The 18,095-nt window shown below is 69.2% G+C and carries 14 protein-coding genes; 4 read left to right on the top strand and 10 right to left on the bottom strand.

Features of this window, described 5'->3' with window-relative positions; genetic code table 11:
* Nucleotides 1-32 precede the first annotated feature (32 nt).
* A complete protein-coding gene (gene aspS, locus BCM27_RS11935) occupies nucleotides 33-1,853 on the bottom strand; it encodes an aspartate--tRNA ligase (RefSeq protein ID WP_004018773.1) in 1,821 nt (606 codons plus the stop codon).
* Between the two features lie 140 nt (nucleotides 1,854-1,993).
* Between aspS and ypfJ the strand changes: the two genes are divergently transcribed.
* Nucleotides 1,994-2,851, top strand: coding sequence for a KPN_02809 family neutral zinc metallopeptidase (gene ypfJ, locus BCM27_RS11930; RefSeq protein ID WP_004018774.1), 858 nt, complete (start codon nucleotides 1,994-1,996; stop codon nucleotides 2,849-2,851).
* Between the two features lie 10 nt (nucleotides 2,852-2,861).
* Nucleotides 2,862-4,535: a DUF885 domain-containing protein gene (locus tag BCM27_RS11925; protein ID WP_004018775.1), complete on the top strand. Its 1,674-nt coding sequence runs from the start codon at nucleotides 2,862-2,864 to the stop codon at nucleotides 4,533-4,535.
* 16 nt (nucleotides 4,536-4,551) lie between these two features.
* Here the strand turns inward: BCM27_RS11925 and BCM27_RS11920 are convergent, their stop codons facing one another.
* Nucleotides 4,552-5,367: an SDR family oxidoreductase gene (locus BCM27_RS11920; RefSeq protein ID WP_004018776.1), complete on the bottom strand. Its 816-nt coding sequence runs from the start codon at nucleotides 5,365-5,367 to the stop codon at nucleotides 4,552-4,554.
* Nucleotides 5,364-6,041, bottom strand: coding sequence for a hypothetical protein (locus BCM27_RS11915; RefSeq protein WP_004018777.1), 678 nt, complete (start codon nucleotides 6,039-6,041; stop codon nucleotides 5,364-5,366). Before BCM27_RS11915 ends, BCM27_RS11920 begins: the two co-directional genes overlap by 4 nt.
* A 113-nt stretch (nucleotides 6,042-6,154) precedes the next feature.
* Between BCM27_RS11915 and BCM27_RS11910 the strand changes: the two genes are divergently transcribed.
* A complete protein-coding gene (locus BCM27_RS11910) occupies nucleotides 6,155-6,826 on the top strand; it encodes a TetR/AcrR family transcriptional regulator (RefSeq protein WP_004018778.1) in 672 nt (223 codons plus the stop codon).
* Between the two features lie 15 nt (nucleotides 6,827-6,841).
* On the opposite strand, the gene hisS is transcribed toward BCM27_RS11910, so the two are convergent.
* Both hisS and BCM27_RS11900 read right to left on the bottom strand, forming a co-directional pair.
* On the bottom strand, nucleotides 6,842-8,107 hold the full coding sequence (hisS, locus tag BCM27_RS11905; protein WP_004018779.1) for a histidine--tRNA ligase: 1,266 nt from the start codon (nucleotides 8,105-8,107) through the stop codon (nucleotides 6,842-6,844).
* Nucleotides 8,104-8,844: an MBL fold metallo-hydrolase gene (locus tag BCM27_RS11900; protein ID WP_004018780.1), complete on the bottom strand. Its 741-nt coding sequence runs from the start codon at nucleotides 8,842-8,844 to the stop codon at nucleotides 8,104-8,106. Before BCM27_RS11900 ends, hisS begins: the two co-directional genes overlap by 4 nt.
* A 210-nt stretch (nucleotides 8,845-9,054) precedes the next feature.
* Here BCM27_RS11900 and BCM27_RS11895 point away from each other — a divergent pair, with 210 nt between their 5' ends.
* A complete protein-coding gene (locus BCM27_RS11895; protein ID WP_033203425.1) occupies nucleotides 9,055-9,975 on the top strand; it encodes a peptidylprolyl isomerase in 921 nt (306 codons plus the stop codon).
* 205 nt (nucleotides 9,976-10,180) lie between these two features.
* On the opposite strand, the gene BCM27_RS11890 is transcribed toward BCM27_RS11895, so the two are convergent.
* The 5 genes from BCM27_RS11890 to secD all read right to left on the bottom strand — a co-directional run bounded on the left by BCM27_RS11890 (nucleotide 10,181) and on the right by secD (nucleotide 17,985).
* Nucleotides 10,181-12,733 (bottom strand): RelA/SpoT family protein, encoded by a 2,553-nt coding sequence (locus tag BCM27_RS11890; protein ID WP_276205107.1) that lies wholly within the window; start codon nucleotides 12,731-12,733, stop codon nucleotides 10,181-10,183.
* A gap of 109 nt (nucleotides 12,734-12,842) precedes the next feature.
* On the bottom strand, nucleotides 12,843-13,418 hold the full coding sequence (locus tag BCM27_RS11885) for an adenine phosphoribosyltransferase (RefSeq protein ID WP_004018784.1): 576 nt from the start codon (nucleotides 13,416-13,418) through the stop codon (nucleotides 12,843-12,845).
* 16 nt (nucleotides 13,419-13,434) lie between these two features.
* Nucleotides 13,435-15,156, bottom strand: a complete 1,722-nt coding sequence (locus tag BCM27_RS11880; protein ID WP_004018785.1) for an ABC transporter substrate-binding protein — start codon at nucleotides 15,154-15,156, stop codon at nucleotides 13,435-13,437.
* Nucleotides 15,157-15,166: 10 nt separating this feature from the next.
* Nucleotides 15,167-16,363 carry a protein translocase subunit SecF gene (gene secF, locus BCM27_RS11875; protein WP_004018786.1) on the bottom strand — a complete coding sequence of 399 codons (1,197 nt, stop codon included), beginning with the start codon at nucleotides 16,361-16,363 and terminating at the stop codon, nucleotides 15,167-15,169.
* Complete coding sequence (gene secD, locus BCM27_RS11870; protein ID WP_004018787.1) at nucleotides 16,360-17,985, bottom strand: protein translocase subunit SecD; 1,626 nt, start codon at nucleotides 17,983-17,985, stop codon at nucleotides 16,360-16,362. The genes secF and secD overlap by 4 nt, the downstream gene beginning before the upstream one ends.
* Nucleotides 17,986-18,095: the final 110 nt, after the last annotated feature.

The following is an 18,095-nucleotide window of genomic DNA, read 5'->3' as shown; positions in this document are numbered from 1 at the left end:
GCCGAACTCACGTCCGGCCACCGCATTTCGGGTCAGACCGAGGTGCTCCCGGCGTCCTTCTGATCGGCGTCGTTCTGATCGGCGCCGCCCCGCGGTGCGGGCTTGGCGTCGATCCCCGATTCCTTGCGCTGCTGCGCGGTGATCGCCGCGGGCGCGTCGGTCAGCGGGTCGACGCCGCCGCCCGACTTCGGGAAGGCGATCACCTCGCGGATGGACGATTCACCGGCGAGCAGTGCGGTGATGCGGTCCCAGCCGAAGGCGATGCCGCCGTGGGGCGGTGCGCCGTAGGCGAAGGCGTCGAGCAGGAAGCCGAACTTCTCCTGGGCCTCGTCGTGGCCGATGCCCATGATCTCGAAGACGCGCTCCTGCACGTCCCGTCGATGGATACGGATCGATCCGCCGCCGATCTCGTTGCCGTTGCACACGATGTCGTAGGCGTAGGCCAGGGCCGAACCGGGATCGGACTCGAGGGCGTCGACCGACTCCGGCTTCGGCGAGGTGAATGCGTGGTGCACCGCGGTCCAGGCCGAATGTCCCAGTGCGACATCACCGGACGCGGTCGCCTCGGCGGCCGGCTCGAACATCGGCGCGTCGACGACCCAGGTGAACGCCCAGTCGCCGTCCTCGATGAGACCGAGCTTCGAGGCGATCTCGCCACGCGCCGCGCCGAGGAGCGCGCGGGTCGACTTCACCTCTCCCGCCCCGAAGAACACACAGTCACCGGGCTGCGCACCGACGTGGGCGGCCAGACCGGCGCGCTCGTCGTCGGACAGGTTCTTGGCGACCGGACCCGACAGCGTGCCGTCTTCGGCGATCAGGACGTACGCGAGGCCCTTGGCGCCGCGCTGCTTGGCCCATTCCTGCCAGGCGTCGAGCTGACGACGCGGCTGCGACGCGCCGCCGGGCATGACCACGGCGCCGACGTACGGCGCCTGGAACACGCGGAACGGGGTGTTCGTGAAGTACTCGGCACACTCCACGAGTTCGATGCCGAAGCGCAGATCCGGCTTGTCCGAACCGAATCGGCGCATCGCGTCGGCGTAGGTCATCCGCGGGATCGGTGTCGAGATGTCGACTCCGATGAGCTTCCACAGGGCGGTCAGGACCTCTTCGGCGACCGCGATGACGTCGTCCTGGTCGACGAAGCTCATCTCGATGTCGAGCTGGGTGAACTCGGGCTGCCGGTCGGCCCGGAAGTCCTCGTCGCGGTAACAGCGTGCGATCTGGTAGTAGCGCTCCATACCTGCCACCATCAGCAACTGCTTGAACAGCTGCGGGCTCTGCGGCAGTGCGTAGAACGTACCCGGCTGCAGGCGCGCGGGCACCAGGAAGTCACGCGCACCCTCCGGGGTGGACCGGGTCAGCGTGGGGGTCTCGATCTCGGTGAAGTCATGCGCGGCGAGGACCCCACGCGCGGCCGCATTCGCCTTCGAGCGCAGACGCAGGGCAGCACTCGGGCCCTCGCGGCGGAGGTCGAGGTAGCGGTGGCGCAACCGCGCCTCCTCACCCGGCGACTCGTCGAGCTGAAACGGCAACGGTGCCGACTCGTTGAGGACCTCGAGTCCGACGGCGTTGATCTCGATCTCGCCGGAACTCAGGTTGGGGTTCTCACTGCCCTCGGGTCGTACCTCGACGACACCGGTCACCGCGACGCAGTATTCGGCGCGCAGACGGTGGGCGGCCGAAGCGACAGACTCGTCGCGGAAGACCACCTGGACGAGTCCGGTGGCGTCACGCAGGTCGATGAAGACCACGCCACCGTGGTCGCGACGGCGTGCGACCCACCCGGCGACGGTGACGGTCTGCGACGCGTCGGCGCGGCGCAGCGAACCTGCGGAATGCGTGCGGAGCACTGAGAATCCTTCCAACGTCGAAATCGGTCGGCAGAAACGCAGACCAGGTGTCCATGGTGCCGTATCCACGCCCCGGGGCGTCAATCGCATACCTCCGCGACTGCGCCGAGGGCGGGTGCCGATCGTGCCAGAATGGCCGCGTGACCTTCCAAGGCAGCGGATCGATCGACACCGGCAACGTCTCCGGCGGCGGCGGGGGCGGTGGCGGCCGGATCGCGCTGGGCGGTGGCGCCGGGCTCCTCATCACGATCGTCGCGCTGTTCTTCGGCGTGAATCCCGGCGACCTGCTCGGCTCCGGCGGTCCGGCGCCCGGGACATCGTCCGACGCCGCGCAGATCCAGCAGCAACTGGACTCGTGCACGTACGAGATGGCCAACGAGAACACGATCTGCCGGATCAAGGCGACCACCGTGAGCGTCGACTCGGTGTGGTCGGACCTCTGGCCCGAGTACGAGGCACCGCAGACGGTCATCTTCGCCGACGCGGTGAACACCGGGTGCGGCTCGGCCAGTTCGGCGACGGGCCCGTTCTACTGCCCCGCCGATTCGACGGCGTACTTCGACCCGACGTTCTTCGCCCAACTCCGCCGCATGGGCGGCAGCGACGGGCCCCTCGCGCAGGAGTACGTGGTGGCCCACGAGTACGGGCATCACGTCCAGAACCTCACCGGCGCCCTGGCGAAGGGGCAGCGGATGGGTTCGCAGGGACCGCGATCGGGTTCGGTCCGGGTCGAGCTGCAGGCCGACTGCCTCGCCGGGGTGTGGGCCCACCACGCCGACGACGGCCCCGACGCACTGCTCGCACCGATCACCGAGGAACAGATCGCCGGCGTGATCCAGACCGCGAAGGCCATCGGCGACGACACCATCCAGGGTCCGGGGTCCAATCCCGAGGGGTGGACCCACGGTTCGGCCGCGCAGCGCACGCGCTGGTTCTCCGTCGGCTACCAGGGCGGCGACCCGGATCGCTGCGACACCTTCGCCACCGACGACCTGTGAACCCCGGCCTGTGAACCCCACCGACACCGTCGGCGCGCGTCGGCCCACCACCGTCGACGCGATCGCCGAGGCGCACCTCGACCGGCTGTGCACGCTGAATCCGCTCTTCGCCACCGAGATCGGCCACGGCGAGCACGACGACCGGATGACCGACTTCTCCGCGCAGGGATGCGCCGAACGCGCCGAGGTCGCCGCCGGAACGCTGTCCGCGCTGGCCGACGCCGACATCACCGATCCGATCGACCGCGTCACCGTCGCCACCATGAGCGCCTCACTGCGTCGTGAGCTCGCGCTCGCCGACGCCGGCGAGCACATCGGCGAATGCAACGTCATCGCGTCCCCGCTGCAGGCACTGCGCGACGTCTTCGACCTCATGCCCACCGACACCCGTGAACAGCGCGAGATCTTCCTGTCCCGGCTCACCGCCATCCCGGCCTCGCTGACCGGCGTCGTCGACGGTCTGGCCCATCGCCTTCGGCACGGCCCACCGCCGGCCCGCCGGCAGGTGGAAGCCGTCGCCCGCCAGGCGGATTCGGCGGCCGACGCCATCGGCGGCGCCACCGGGCCGATCGCTGCGGACACGGCGCTGGCCGGCACGCTCGCAACCGCGCTCGACGCCGCACGCACCTCGTTCGGGACGTTCGCCCACTACCTGCGCACCGAGGTTCTCGATCACGCCCTCGACGACGACGCCGTCGGCCGCGACCGGTATCTGCTGCACCTTCCCGCATATCTGGGCGCCGACGCCGATCCCGACGATGCGTACGCCTGGGCGATGACCCGCCTGCAGCAGATCATCGCCGAACAGCAGGAGATCGCCGAGGGACTGCTCCCCGGACAGGGCATCGGCGCGACCCTCGCCTGGCTGGACCGCCAGCCGCAGTATCAGATCCACGATCGCGCCCAATTCGTCGACTGGATGCAGGCGACCTCCGACGCGGCGGTCACCGGTCTCTCGGGAATCCACTTCGACCTCCCGGCCCGGCTGTCCCGGCTCGAGTGCCGGCTGGCCCCCTCGTCGACCGGCATCATCTACTACACCCAGCCCAGCGCGGATCTGTCCCGGCCCGGCCGCATGTGGTGGGCGGTGCCCGACGACCAGACCGTCTTCCACACCTGGCAGGAGAAGACGACCGTCTACCACGAGGGCGTCCCCGGACACCACCTCCAGCTCGGCTCGGCGATCGTCGACCCCGACCTCAACTCCTGGCGCAAACTCGCCTCGTTCACCTCCGGTCATGGCGAGGGATGGGCCCTCTACGCCGAGCGCCTCATGGACGAACTCGGCTGGCTCGAGGATCCCGGCGACCGAATGGGGATGCTCGACTCGCAGCGGCTGCGGGCAGCGCGGATCGTCGTCGACATCGGGGTGCACTGCCGACTGCCCGCGCCGGAGTCGCTCGGTGGGGGCATCTGGGACGCCGACAAGGCGTGGGCGTTCCTGACCTCGTCGGTCGCGATGGATCACTCTGTGCTGCGCTTCGAACTCGACCGCTATCTGGGCTGGCCCGGTCAAGCCCCCTCCTACGCCCTCGGCCAGCGCGTCTGGGAACAGACCCGCACGGCCGCACTCCGCCTGCACCCGGAGTGGACCCTCAAGGACTTCCATTCGCGCGCACTGGCTCTCGGCGGTGTCTCGCTGGATGTGCTCGCGGCCGAGGTCGCCGGCCGGCCCGCGAGCTGAGGCGGCCCGGCACCGTTCAGGACGCCCGACTGCGGTCCAGGTACGCCTGCCGCTGCCCCTCGTCGAACGCGCCGTAGTCCGCGCCCCCGACGAACCGCTTGAGGCGCCACATGATCGGCGACGGGATGAGGTCCTCGAGGATGCCGATCGGCGCGAGGTAACGCGGGACGGTGACCTCCCCGCGCCCGTGCTCGACACTGGCGACGATCGCGGCTGCCACGTCGGCCGGTTCGAGGGTCGGCTGCAACCGCAGGCGAACGCCAGCGGTCAGATCGGTGTGGGTGGCCGCGGGCAGGACGGTCGTCATCGTGACGCCGGTCCCGGTGAGTTCGGCGCGTATCGCCTTCGAGAAGGCGACCACGCCGAACTTCGACGCGCAGTAGGTCGCGATCCCCGGCGTGGTGACCTTGCCCGCCATCGACGACACGTTGACGATGTGGCCGCGCCCGCGCTCGATCATCCCGGGTAGCACCAGGTGCGTGCCGGTGACGACCGCTCCGAGATTGATCGCCAACTCACGGTGCAGTCCGGCGAGATCCTGATCGACCAGCCGCCCCATGTGCTGGATCCCTGCGTTGTTGACGAGCATGTCGATCGGTCCCGTCGACTTCGCGGCGTCGACGAAGGCGGCGAACGAGTCGACGTCGGTGACGTCGACGCGCACCGCGTGGGCCCGGCGCCCGAGTCGCTCGGCCGTGGCGGTCGCGGCGTCGAGGTCGCGGTCGCCGATCCACACGGTCGCGCCGCGCTCGACGAGGGCGGCGGCGGTGGCGGCACCGATACCGCGGGCTCCCCCGGTGACGCACACCCGCGCGCCCTGGAGTGCGATCACAGCGGGCTGCCGATCGGGTGGCGCAGGGCGAAGTACGCGATCAGGCGGATCTCACCGCTGCTCCGGAACAGCAGTGCCCGGCCGAGGTACACGCCGGGGACGAGTTCGACGATCTCGTCGCGCGTCTTGCGGATCGGAAACGTGCGGACTCCCGGATTCTTGTACTTCGGCACCCCGTAGTCGAGCGCGCGCACGCGCACCTTCGGCTCGATCAGTCCGAGGCTCGGCTCGTGCTCGAAATGGAATCCCTCCATCTCGCCCTCGACCGGGCGCAGGCCGAGGTATCCGGCGGTGATGATCGGCATCACCAGCGCCGCGATCGGCGACAGCCGGTTGAGGCCGGTTCCCGACCGCTGGTCGAAGGACTTGCCCCGCCACGTCGGATCGATCTTCATCAGCGGGTTGGCAAGGGCGGCTTCGGGAATCCCGAACAGCTTGCCCACGATCAGTCCCTCCAGCCTGCCGTCGAGGCCCTGCGGGTCACTTCCGGCACCGAAGAGCGTCGAGAGCGCCTCCCGGTCGTCGCGGTCACCGAGCTGCCGAAGGAAGTCCCATGCCTCGCAGCGCGCCCGGAGGGGGCTGTGATCGGCGAGGCTCCGCAGTTCGGCCAGCATCTGGAGCTCCGTCGGGCTCGCCTCGTCGACATCTCGTGCGGTGTTCAGCTCTGCGCTCATTCCGTCTCCCATCTGGCACTATGTCGTGCCACTTAATGTGGTACCAGAATGTGCCAGATAGAGTGCGGGCTGTCAACGGCCGATCCTGCCCGGCGGGATGGAAGGATGGGCCGGTGAGTTCGACCAGCACCGACCGCAGCTATGGCGGCGAATCTGCGGCCGGACGGACGGCGCGACGGCGCGCTGCTCTCGTCGATGCCGCGTCGACGGTGATGTCCGACGGTCGGTGGCGGGCCGCGACGGTCGCGGGTCTCTGCACCGACGCGCAACTCAACAAGCGCTACTTCTACGAGAGTTTTCCGGATCTCGACGCCCTGGCCGATGCGGTGATCGACGACATCTCCGGCGAGGTGGTCCAGGCGGCGGTCGGCGCCTACCTCGGCCTCCTCGACCGCCCGCTCGCCGACCAGGCCCGCGGTGCCGTCGACGCGGTCGTCGGCGTCCTGGGCACCGACCGACGCAAGGCGCGGATCCTGCTGGGCGGTGCGGCCGGGACCCCCGCCGCGGATGAACGGCGCACCGAGGCGATGACGGGTCTGACCGCCGTGCTGATCGAGCACGCACGGACCATTCACGACGTCGAACTCGAGGCCGACTCGCTGGCGCGGACCGCCCCCGCCTTCGTGATCGGGGGAAGCGCCCAGGCGATCCTCGCGTGGGCCGAGGGGACCCTGCCGGTCTCCCGGGCCGATCTCGTCGACGACATCAGCGCCCTGTGGCTCGCGCTGGGTACCGCCGCGAGCGAACTCGCCCGCGCACGACTGGAGTCCGGCAGGGTGGAGTGATCCGGGCCGGGCGGCTCAGCCCAGCAGGCGACCGACCTCGGCGACGACCTCGTCGAGAGCCACCCGGTGCTGTTCACCGTTGCTCAGGTCCTTGATCTCCAGCTGCCGCTCGGCGAGTTCGTTCTCGCCGAGCACCAGAGCCAGGCGTGCCCCCGAGCGGTCGGCCGCCTTCATCGCGCCCTTGAGGCCACGATCGCCGTAGGCGAGATCGATGCTGATCCCGGCGGCACGCAAAGCGCCTGCGACGCCGACGAGTTCGGCCTTTGCCGCCGTGCCGAGCGGCACTCCGAAGACCTGGCAGCGAGCCGCCTCGGTGCCCGCCACACCCTCGGCTTCCAGTGCGAGCATGGTGCGGTCGACGCCGATCCCGAATCCGATACCGGAGAGGTCCTGCTTGGCGCCGAGCTGTCGCATCAGTCCGTCGTAGCGGCCGCCGCCGCCGATGCCCGACTGTGCACCGAGCCCGTCGTGGACGAATTCGAACGTGGTCTTCGTGTAATAGTCCAGCCCGCGGACGAGGCGCGGATTGATCTCGTAGACCACCCCGAGTCGGTCGAGGTGCGCGAGCACGAGATCGAAGTGCGCCTTGGCGTCCTCGGACAGGTAGTCGATGAGCAGCGGTGCACCCGCGGTCGCCGCCTTGATCTCGGGACGCTTGTCGTCGAGGACCCGCAGCGGGTTGATCTCGGCGCGCATGCGGGTCGCCTCGTCGAGGTCGAGCCCGAACAAGAACTCCTGCAACGCTTCTCGATACCGCGGACGGCTCTCGTCGTCACCGAGCGAGGTGATCTCGAGCCGGAACCCCGTCAGACCGAGGCGCCGGTAGCCCTCGTCGGCGATTGCGATGACCTCGGCGTCGAGCGCCGGGTCGTCGACGCCGATCGCCTCGACCCCGACCTGCTGCAGCTGACGGTAACGACCGGTCTGCGGTTTCTCGTATCGGAAGAACGGCCCGGCGTAGCAGACCTTCACCGGCAGCTGACCACGGTCGAGTCCGTGCTGGATGACCGCACGCACCACACCGGCGGTGCCCTCCGGGCGCAACGTCACCGACCGGTCGCCGCGGTCGGCGAAGGTGTACATCTCCTTGCTCACCACATCTGTCGACTCGCCGACCCCACGCGCGAACAGTGCGGTGTCCTCGAAGACCGGCAGCTCGATGTGGCCGTAACCGGCGCGGCGCGCGGCGTCGGTGAGCGTGTCCCGGACCCTACGGAAGTCCGCCGAGTTCGGCGGGAAGTAGTCCGGGATACCCCGGGGGGCCTGAAATGCTCCGCTCACAGTCCGTGTCGTCCCTTCGGTCGTGCGCTCTGGCTGTCGAGTCCGGCCAGAAAGGGATTGCTCGCGCCCTCCTGGCCGATCGTGGTCTGGGGTCCGTGCCCGGGCAGCACCAGTGTCTCCGCGGGCAGCGGCAGCAGTTTCGCCGCGATCGAGTCGAGCAACTGCTGATGGTTGCCACCGGGCAGATCCGTCCGTCCGATCGACCCGGCAAAGAGTACGTCACCGGCGAAGCAGACCCCGACCACCGCGGGCGTGTCGGGACCGCCCTGTTCCCGCGCCTCATCGGGCACGTCTACTTCGACGCCGAGCAGCACCGATCCCTGCGTGTGTCCGGGCGCGAGATCGACCGAGAACGAGATCCCGGCCAGTTCCACCGGCTCGCCGTCGGCGAAGTCGATCACCTTCGCCGGCTCGGTGAACACCTCGTCGCCGATCATCGCGCCCAGGGCCCGCCCGATTCCCAGACCGGGGTCGGCGAGCATCGGGCGGTCAGCGGGGTGGATGTAGGCCGGGATGGAGTACTCGTCGCAGAGCTCCGTCGCGTTCCAGGTGTGGTCGAGGTGACCGTGGGTGAGGAGAACGGCCACCGGGGTGAGGTCGTGCTCGGCGAGCAATTCGCGGACCCGGGGCGCCGCGTCCTGACCCGGGTCGATGATCACCGCGTCCGATCCCGCCTCGGCGGCGACGATGTAACAGTTCGTCTGGAACATCCCGGCGGGGAATCCGGTGATGAGCATGATGCTCCTCGGGTCGGCACGGACAGGACGACGCGCACACGTCGAGGTCCATTGTTGCGTAGGCGGCATGGCTCGCCACCCGCCGCACCCTGTTCTCAGGTACAACTGGCACACTTGCCCCCGAGTAAGTGACATCCACGACGATGTCGGCACACCCATGCCGGCAGACCGTCGGCACTGGAGTGCCGGGATTCAGGAGGATTCACCCGCGTGTCCACCAATGAGGAGCGCCGTGAGGCGGCGAAGCGGAAGCTCGAAGAACGCCTCGAGACCGAGCGACGCGCCCGGCGCAAGCGGAAGATCGTCATCGCCTCCGTCTCGACCGCGGTCGTGGTGGCCGTCGTCGCGGGCGTGACAGCCGTCGTGGTGAAGAAGATCATGGACGACCGCGAGGCCGCCCGCTGGACGACCTGCGCCTACGAGGACTCCCCAAGCCGCTTCGACCAGCTGCCCGACCAGGTGCCGGACACCGTCCCGGCCGAGCAGCGGCCGCAGTACCAGGCCGAGCTCGACGAGCTGAAGGCTGCCGCCAAGAACGAGCGGACCTCCCCCAAGCCGGACGAACGGGTCCTGAAGTCGGGCACCGAACAGGCCACCTTCGTCACCACCCAGGGCACCCTGCCGATCACGCTCGAACGCGACGGCGCCCCGTGCAACACCGCGGCGGTCACCTCCCTGATCGAGAACAAGTTCTACGACGACTCGACCTGTCACCGCATGACCACCAGCGAGACGCTGAAGATCCTGCAGTGTGGCGACCCCACCGGAACCGGCATGAGCGGGCCCGGCTGGACGAGCCCGGACGAGCCGCCGACCGACCTGCAGCCGGCCGGACAACCCGATCCGCAGACCGGTTCCGCGCCCGTCACCTACCCGCGCGGCACGATCGCGATCGCCAACAGCAGCCAGGGCGGCCAGAATCCGAACACCGGCTCGAGCCAGCTCTTCATCGTCATCAACGACAGCCAGCTCGGCCCGGACTACTCGATCGTCGGCAAGGTCGACGAGCCCGGACTCGCGGTGCTCGACAAGGTCTACGCCGGCGGCATCAACCCCGGACCGGTCGGCAGCCAACCGGGCGACGGCGAGCCCAAGCTCCCCGTGACCATCGAGACGGCCACCATCAACTAGCCCGACCTACGTCGACGAGCCACCGCTCGCTGAGGTGCGAGCGAAGCGCCCCCCTTGCTCCCTGAGGTGCGAGCGATCCACCCCCATTAGGGCATGGTGCCCCTTCGAGGCTCGTCGCTTGCGCTCCTCACACCTCAGGGAGCAGAGGGAGGATCGCTTGCGCTCCTCACACCTCAGGGAGCAGAAGGAGGGTCGCTTGCGCCCCTCACACCTCAGTACCCGCGGCCTGGCGACCGTCGTGGGCCACGAAAGACCTTCCCCGAAGTCCCCGATTCAGTGACCGACAGACTTCAACTCGACTCCTAGACCTCGATCGAAGTCTGTCGGTCGGGGTGAAGTCTGCCGGTCGCGGGCCCGACCCCCCGCGTTGCGACCAGGCGGCCGAGGTCACCCGATAGACGTCGTAGACACCTTCGACGTTGCGCACGACGTTGAGGACGTGGCCGAGGTGCTTCGGGTCGCCCATCTCGAAGGTGAACTTGCTGATGGCGACCCGGTCGCGGCTCGTCGTGACCGACGCGGACAGGATGTTGACGCGTTCGTCGGCGAGCACCTTGGTCACATCCGACAGCAGACGGTGCCGGTCGAGCGCTTCCACCTGGATCGCAACCAGGAACACCGATTCCGGCGACGGGGCCCACGACACGTCGAGGATGCGTTCCTCCTGCTGGCGCAGCGATTCGGCGTTGGTGCAGTCGGTGCGGTGCACGCTGATCCCGCCGCCGCGGGTCACGAACCCCAGGATGTCGTCGCCGGGTACCGGGGTGCAGCACTTGGCGAGCTTGATCACGACGTTGTCGATGCCGTCGACCATCACACCGGCGTCGCCGCCCTGCCGCGACCGCGTCGGCATCGTCGACGGTGTCGACCGCTCGGCGATCGCTTCTTCGGCGTCCTCGATGCCACCCAGTGACGCGACCAGCCGGTTGACGACATGCCGTGCGGAGACGTGGTTCTCGCCCACCGCGGTGTACAGCGCGGTCACGTCGGTGTAGCGCAGTTCGCGCGCGATCGCCGACATCGATTCCGCGCTGAGGAGCCGCTGGAGTGGCAGTCCGCCGCGTCGGACCTCCTTGGCGATGGCGTCCTTGCCTGCCTCGAGGGCCTCTTCGCGACGCTCCTTGGCGAACCACTGCCGGATCTTGGCCTTGGCGCGCGGCGAGACCACGAAGGTCTGCCAGTCCTTCGACGGGCCCGCGGTCGGGGCCTTGGAGGTGAACACCTCCACCACCTCGCCGTTCTCGAGCGTGCGTTCCAGCGCGACCAGCCGGCCGTTGACGCGCGCGCCGATACAGCGGTGACCGACCTCGGTGTGCACCGCGTAGGCGAAATCGACCGGCGTCGACCCGGCGGGCAGCGTGATCACGTCGCCCTTCGGGGTGAACACGAAGATCTCGCGGACGGCGAGGTCGTAGCGCAGCGACTCGAGGAACTCACCCGGGTCTGCGGCCTCCCGCTGCCAGTCGAGCAGCTGACGCATCCACGCCATGTCGTCGATCTCGGCGGTGTCCGACTTCTTGCCCGACTTGCGGTAGCCGTTTTCTTTGTAACGCCAGTGCGCGGCGATCCCGAACTCGGCGGTCCGGTGCATCTCGTGCGTGCGGATCTGCACCTCGAGGGGTTTGCCCTCGGGACCGATCACGGTGGTGTGCAACGACATGTACACACCGAATCGCGGCTGGGCGATGTAGTCCTTGAAGCGACCTGCCATCGGCTGCCACAGCGAGTGCACCACGCCGACGGCGGCATAGCAGTCGCGGTCCTCCTCGCAGAGGATGCGCATGCCGACCAGGTCGTGGATGTCGTCGAAGTCGCGACCCTTGACGATCATCTTCTGATAGATCGACCAGTAGTGCTTCGGACGCCCTTCGACGGTGGCGTTGATGCGCGCGCCGGCGAGCGCGTTGTTGATGTCGGCGCGCACGCGGGCGAGGTAGGTGTCGCGGGACGGTGCGCGATCGGCGACGAGCCGGACGATCTCCTCGTATCGCTTGGGGTGCAGGATGGCGAAGGACAGGTCCTCGAGCTCCCACTTGACCGTCGCCATACCGAGTCGATGTGCCAGTGGCGCAATGACTTCCAACGTCTCGCGAGCCTTTCGGGCCTGCTTCTCCGGCGGCAGGAAGCGCATCGTGCGCATGTTGTGCAGTCGGTCGGCCACCTTGATGACGAGAACGCGTGGGTCGCGCGCCATCGCGATGATCATCTTGCGGATGGTCTCGGCCTCGGCCGCACTGCCGAGGGCGACCTTGTCGAGTTTGGTCACGCCGTCGACGAGGTGGGCCACCTCCGGCCCGAAATCCTTCTCCAGTGCCTGCAGGGAGTAGCCGGTGTCCTCGACCGTGTCGTGCAGGAGTGCCGCGATGAGCGTGGTGGTGTCCATGCCCAGATCGGCGAGGATCGTGGCGACCGCCAGCGGATGGGTGATGTAGGGATCGCCGGACTTGCGCTTCTGCCCGCTGTGCCGTTCGTCGGCGACGTCGTAGGCGCGCTGGAGCAGCGCGACATCGGCCTTCGGGTAGATCTCGCGGTGCAGGGTGACCAGCGGTTCGAGGACGGGGCGGACCTGGCTGCGGGTCGCGGTCATGCGGCGCGCGAGGCGTGCGCGCACCCGGCGCGACGCCGAGGCGGACGCGCCCGGCTGGATCGAGCCCACCGCACCCGTGCCGCCGACCGGCCGGTCGGCGCTCTCGGGCGTCGTCCCGGCGTTGTCCGCGGGGGTCACGCCGCGCTGCGCCGTGTCGGATTCATCGGGCATCAGCGGTCCTCCTCACGGTTGTCTGTCGGCACGCGATGAGCCCATCGCGCCTGCCCGGGCGGGCTCAGACGATTCTAGTCGCGGCCCAGCCGTCACCGTGTCGACGCCGTCAGTCCGACGCGACCGCGTGGACGGGGACGTCCGGTCCGAGACCCCGGGCGATCGTGTCCCGGCCGCCGAGACCGGCGAGCTCCATGATCACCGCGACCCCGACGACCTGCGCACCGGCGCGGTGCAGCAATTCGGCCGCGGCCACCGCGGTCCCCCCGGTCGCGAGCACGTCGTCGACGAGCAGCACGCGACGGCCGGTCAGGTTCAGGCCGTTCGCCGGGATCTCGAGCGTCGCCTGCCCGTACTCGAGGCTGTAGTCGACGGCGATGACGGGCGGCGGTAGTTTGCCTCCCTTGCGGACCGCGAGCACCCCGACCTCGAGCTCACGTGCGACCGCACCGCCCAGCAGGAAGCCGCGCGCATCGATGCCGGCCACGAGGTCGATCGAGGAGCAACCGTGGGTCAGCGCGGTGACGATCGTCGACAGCCCCTCCGGGTCGGCGAGTACCGGGGTCAGGTCTTTGAAAGCGATTCCGGGAGCCGGGAAGTCGTCCACGAGGCGAGCGTGTTCGGCGATGGCCGCCCGTGCTCGCGAGACCGCCTCCGCCGTACGTTCGGGCACGACACCACCCATCGGTTCACTCCCCTGCTCAGCCACGGATCGTCCACCGATCCATGTTCCATCCGGTGCCGTCGCGGCCCATCCCGGCCACCACGTTGCCCACCCGATCCTTCCATTGCCGCACCCGCGGTGCCGCGAAGAGGGGCACCGACGGCATCGTCGACCAGGTCGCGTTCTCGATGGACCGGGCCAGACGCAGCCGGTCGGGCGCCGAGACGGTCGTCGCGAGCTGATCGACCCCACGACTCACCATCGGTTCCCGGATTCCGGACAGGTTCAACGGGTCCCCGCCGCGCAGGGCGTACGCGTCGCGGCTCGGGTCGGCGGCACCGGCCGCCGCGAACGACGCGCCACCGGCGACGATCAGGACGTCGGCGTCGCGGCCGAGCGCGTCGGGGCCGATGTCCGGTGACGACACGTCTTCGACGGCGAGGCCCGCGCCGCGACACGACGCCGCGATCGCCGCGGTCATCTGCTGCCACCGTGGTGTCGGCGCGACGTAACCGATGCGCACCGTCCGGGTCGCGACGGCCGAGGTTGTCGTGTCACCGGTGGCCGAATCCTCGCCCTGGCCGGTGGCCGCCCGCACGAGTCCCCGCGCCCGTTCGATGTCGGGTCGCTGATAGGCCTGACCGAATTCGGTGTTCATCTGGCCGGCGAGGTTGTCGGCGGGAGAGAGCACCCGCAGATTCCAGACCTGCGCGCCTCCGCCGAAGTCGCGCGCCAGGTCGGCACGCGGCACACACGAGGCGAACGCCCGTCGCATGCGGACGTCGCCGAACACGCCGCGGCCGGCCAGGACGAGTTCTTCGACGCCGAGCGCACGCGCCGGCGAGGCCGGCCCGGCTGGACCCGCGGAGCCGGCGACATCGCCGTCGACGAGGCCCGCCGTCACGTCGACGACGTCGAACCGTCCGTCGGGGAGCCGGCGGGTGGCGTCGGTACCGCGTCCCCAGACGACGATGCGCGAGGTCTCGGGCTTGTCGCCCCACCATTTGTCGTTGGGCACCAGGACGAGCCCGCCCGATCGCGAATACCGGTCGATGCGGTAAGGACCCGACGCCGGGTAGTGCGCGTGATCGACGGGGCCGAAACCCAGATCGAAGTCGGTGTTCCACGCATCGGCGATGCGTCCGACGGCGGCCCGGTCCATTGCCCGGATCGGGTCGATGACGTCGGACAGTCCGGCCACGCGGGCCACGACGTGCGCCGGCATCAGTGTGCCCGCGCCGAAGAGGGAGAGCCAGTTGCGGTACTCACGCCCGGGCGCGAAGGTCACCGTCGCGCTCTTGTCGCCTGCGGCGCAGTCCACCGACTCGATGTCCCGGTATCCCGCGGTGGTCGCCGGGGTGAAGCCGGGCATCCGTCCACTCATCGCCGCCCAGGCCAGCAGGAGGTCGTCGCAATCGAGGGCCACCCCGTCGGAGAAGGTCGCCTCGGGACGGAATTCGTAGCGCAGGGTCGGTGACCGGCCGGGGACCTGGGTGACCGTGCCGATGTCCCGATCGGGGATCACCTGACCGGCCGGGCCCAGCAGACTGAACCCGGGCAGCAACCGGGTGGTGGCCATCAGCACGCCGTCGGCGTTGCCGCCCACCGTGTTCGCGTTGTAGGTCGAGATCCGGGCGTCGACGACGTAGTCGATCGTCGGAGGCCCGTCGTCGCCGCACGCCGTCAGCAGCCCGGCGACCGAGACGACCCCGACGAGGAGGCTCAGGACCCTGACGAACTCCCGGCGCCGAACGATCACGTCGGAGAGACTAGCGGTTCCGGCGGCGTTTGCCGGTCGGGACCGCGCGGTCCGCCTCGTCGGTCTCGACGGTCTCGCCTCGTCGCTGGGTCCGGACGGGACGCGCGTCACCGACCGGCGCACCGGCCTCGACCGCGGCGCGACGCTTGAGCACCTTGTCGGTGTGGCGGGCGATCTCGGGGCGACGTTCCTTCAGGGTCGCCAGGAGCGGCGCCGCGAGGAAGACCGACGAGAAGGTACCGACCAGCACACCGACAAGCTGGATCAGACCGAGGTCTTTGAGCGTGCCGACGCCGAGCAGCCAGACCGCGATGACCATCAGCGCGATGATCGGCAACACCGAGATGACGGTGGTGTTGATCGATCGCATCAGCGTCTGGTTGACGCCGAGGTTGGCCTGTTCGGCGTACGTGCGGCGGGTTGTCTGCAGAACCGAGCGGGTGTTCTCCGAGACCTTGTCGAACACGACCACCGTGTCGTAGATCGAGAAGCCGAGGATGGTGAGCAGACCGATGACCGTTGCCGGCGTGACCTCCCAGCCGACCAGCGAATAGATCCCGGCGGTGACGATCAGGTCGAAGAACAGCGACCCCATCGCCGCGATCGACATCTCCCGGTCGAATCGCACCGCGATGTACACGAAGACGATGACCAGGAAGACCACCAGCGCGATCAGCATTCGCTCGGTGATCTCACTGCCCCACGTGGAGCTCACATCCGAGATGCTCACCTCGGCGGGCGCGAGTTCCGGTCCGAACTCGTCGGCCAACGCACGCGTCACCGACTCCGCCTGGGCGAGATCGAGTGTCTCGGTGCGCACCTGCACCGTCTGGCTGCCGCCGGCACCCGCGGTCTGCACCGACTCCGGAGCCTCGCCGAGCGTGTCGGCGACGACCTTCTCCACCGACTCCGCGGTGATCTCCGAGGAGGCCACCGGTACCGACATCTGGGTGCCGCCCTCGAAGTCGATGCCGAGGGTGAACCCACGGATTCCGATCGAGGCCAGGCAGATCAGCAGGATCGCCGCGGTCACGCCGTACCACATGCGCCGACGCCCGACGATCTGGAACGCACCGGTACCGGTGTAGAGCCGGGACAGGAACGAGCGGTTGCGATCGGCGACGAAGTCGGCGTCCGCGCCGGGCTGGGCCTTATCGGCGTCGAGAACGGCCGAGTCGCCGGCTGCCTTGTTGTCCGGCCCGGTCATCGCACCGTCCCCTTCTCCCGAGTGGCATCAGTGGTGTCGTCGGCGTCCGCGGTGCCCGCGGGCGTGCCGTCGGGGGTAGCACTCGCCTGTCGGTGTGCCGCGACGCGACGCTGGCGGGCGACCTCGCTGATCGCCCCGAGGCCGTTGACGCTCGGTTTCGACAGGAACGTCGAGCGGCTCGCGTAGACGACCAGCGGGTGGGTGACCAGGAACACGACCATGACATCGAGGATCGTGGTGAGACCCAGCGTGAACGCGAAGCCGCGGACCTCGCCGATCGCCAGGACGTAGATGACGGCGGCGGCGATGAAGCTCACCGCGTTGCCGGACCAGATGGTGCGGCGCGCGCTCGCCCAGCCGCGGGGCACCGCGGACCGGAAGCTGCGCCCCTCGCGCATCTCGTCCTTTATTCGCTCGAAGTAGACGACGAAGGAGTCGGCGGTCATACCGATACCGATGATCAGACCCGCGATACCGGCGAGGTCGAGCGTGAATCCGATCCAGCGGCCGAGCAGGACGATGATGCCGTAGACCATGGCGCCGGCCAGGACCAGCGACAGCACCGTGAGGATGCCGAGCATTCGGTAGTAGGCCAGGGCGTAGATGAAGACCGCGATCAGACCGACCAGTCCGGCGATGAGGCCGGCCTGCAGCGAGGCGAGACCCAGTGTCGCCGAGATCGTCTCGGCGTCCGACGCGGTGAACGACAGCGGCAGCGAGCCGTACTTCAGCACGTTCGCGAGCTCGTTCGACGACGATTCGGTGAACGGGCTGGCGCTACCGCCGCTGATCCGTGTCTGACCACCCGGGATGGGCTCGTTGATCGCCGGCGCCGAGACGACGCGCGAGTCGAGCGTGAACGCGGTCTGGGTCCGGTTGGGTGCCTGTTCGGCGGTGTACCGAGGCCAGAAGTTGGCGGCCTCACCCTCGAATTCCAGGGTCACCACCCATTCGCCGGTCTGCGGATCGGTACCGGCGTTGGCGTTCTTGATGTCACGACCGTCGATGATCTCCGGGCCCAGGAGGTAGACCTCCGAGCCGTCGGTCGAACAGGCCACGAGGTACTGGTCGGGGCGATCGTTGCCCAGCAGCGGATCGTTCGCCGTCGGCGAGCAGTCCATCTTCGCCATCTGCTGCTGGAGTGCCTCGAGCTGCTGCGGGGTCGCGTTCGCCGGCGCCTGCCGCAGTCTGCGCTGCTCGTCGATCGCGGCGGCCGCGGCCTCGGTGGGCAGGGCGTCGGCCTGGTCGTCGGCACTCTCGGGCTTCGGGGGTTGCGGGGTCGCCATGGCCGGCTGCCCGACCACCGGCCGGACATACAGGCGCGCCGTCTGACCCAGCGACTTGGCCTGCGCACCGTCTTGGCCGGGAACCGTGATGATCAGGTTGTCGCCGCTGACGACGACCTCGGAACCGGAGACACCGAGGCCGTTCACACGCTGCTCGATGATCTGCTTCGCCTGGTCGAGCTGCTCTCTGGTCGCCGCCTGTCCGTCCTCGGTCCGCGCGGTCAGCGTGACCCGCGTACCGCCCTGCAGATCGATGCCGAGTTTCGGTTCGATGGTCTGGGGTCCGGTGAAGAAGATCAGGCCGTACACGACCGCGAGCAGGCCGATGAAGGCCACGAGCGGGCGCCACGGCGGGATCTCTCGAGCCGGTCGCGACCGCTTCCCTGCAGTCCGGCCCTTCCCCGAAGTCCGAGAGGGAGTTGTCACAGCTGTTCAGGTCTCCTTGA

It is taken from the genome of Gordonia terrae, from assembly GCF_001698225.1.
Classification (GTDB): domain Bacteria; phylum Actinomycetota; class Actinomycetes; order Mycobacteriales; family Mycobacteriaceae; genus Gordonia; species Gordonia terrae.
Note: the sequence above shows the minus strand (reverse complement) of the source record. Positions and strands in the feature narration are given on the sequence as shown.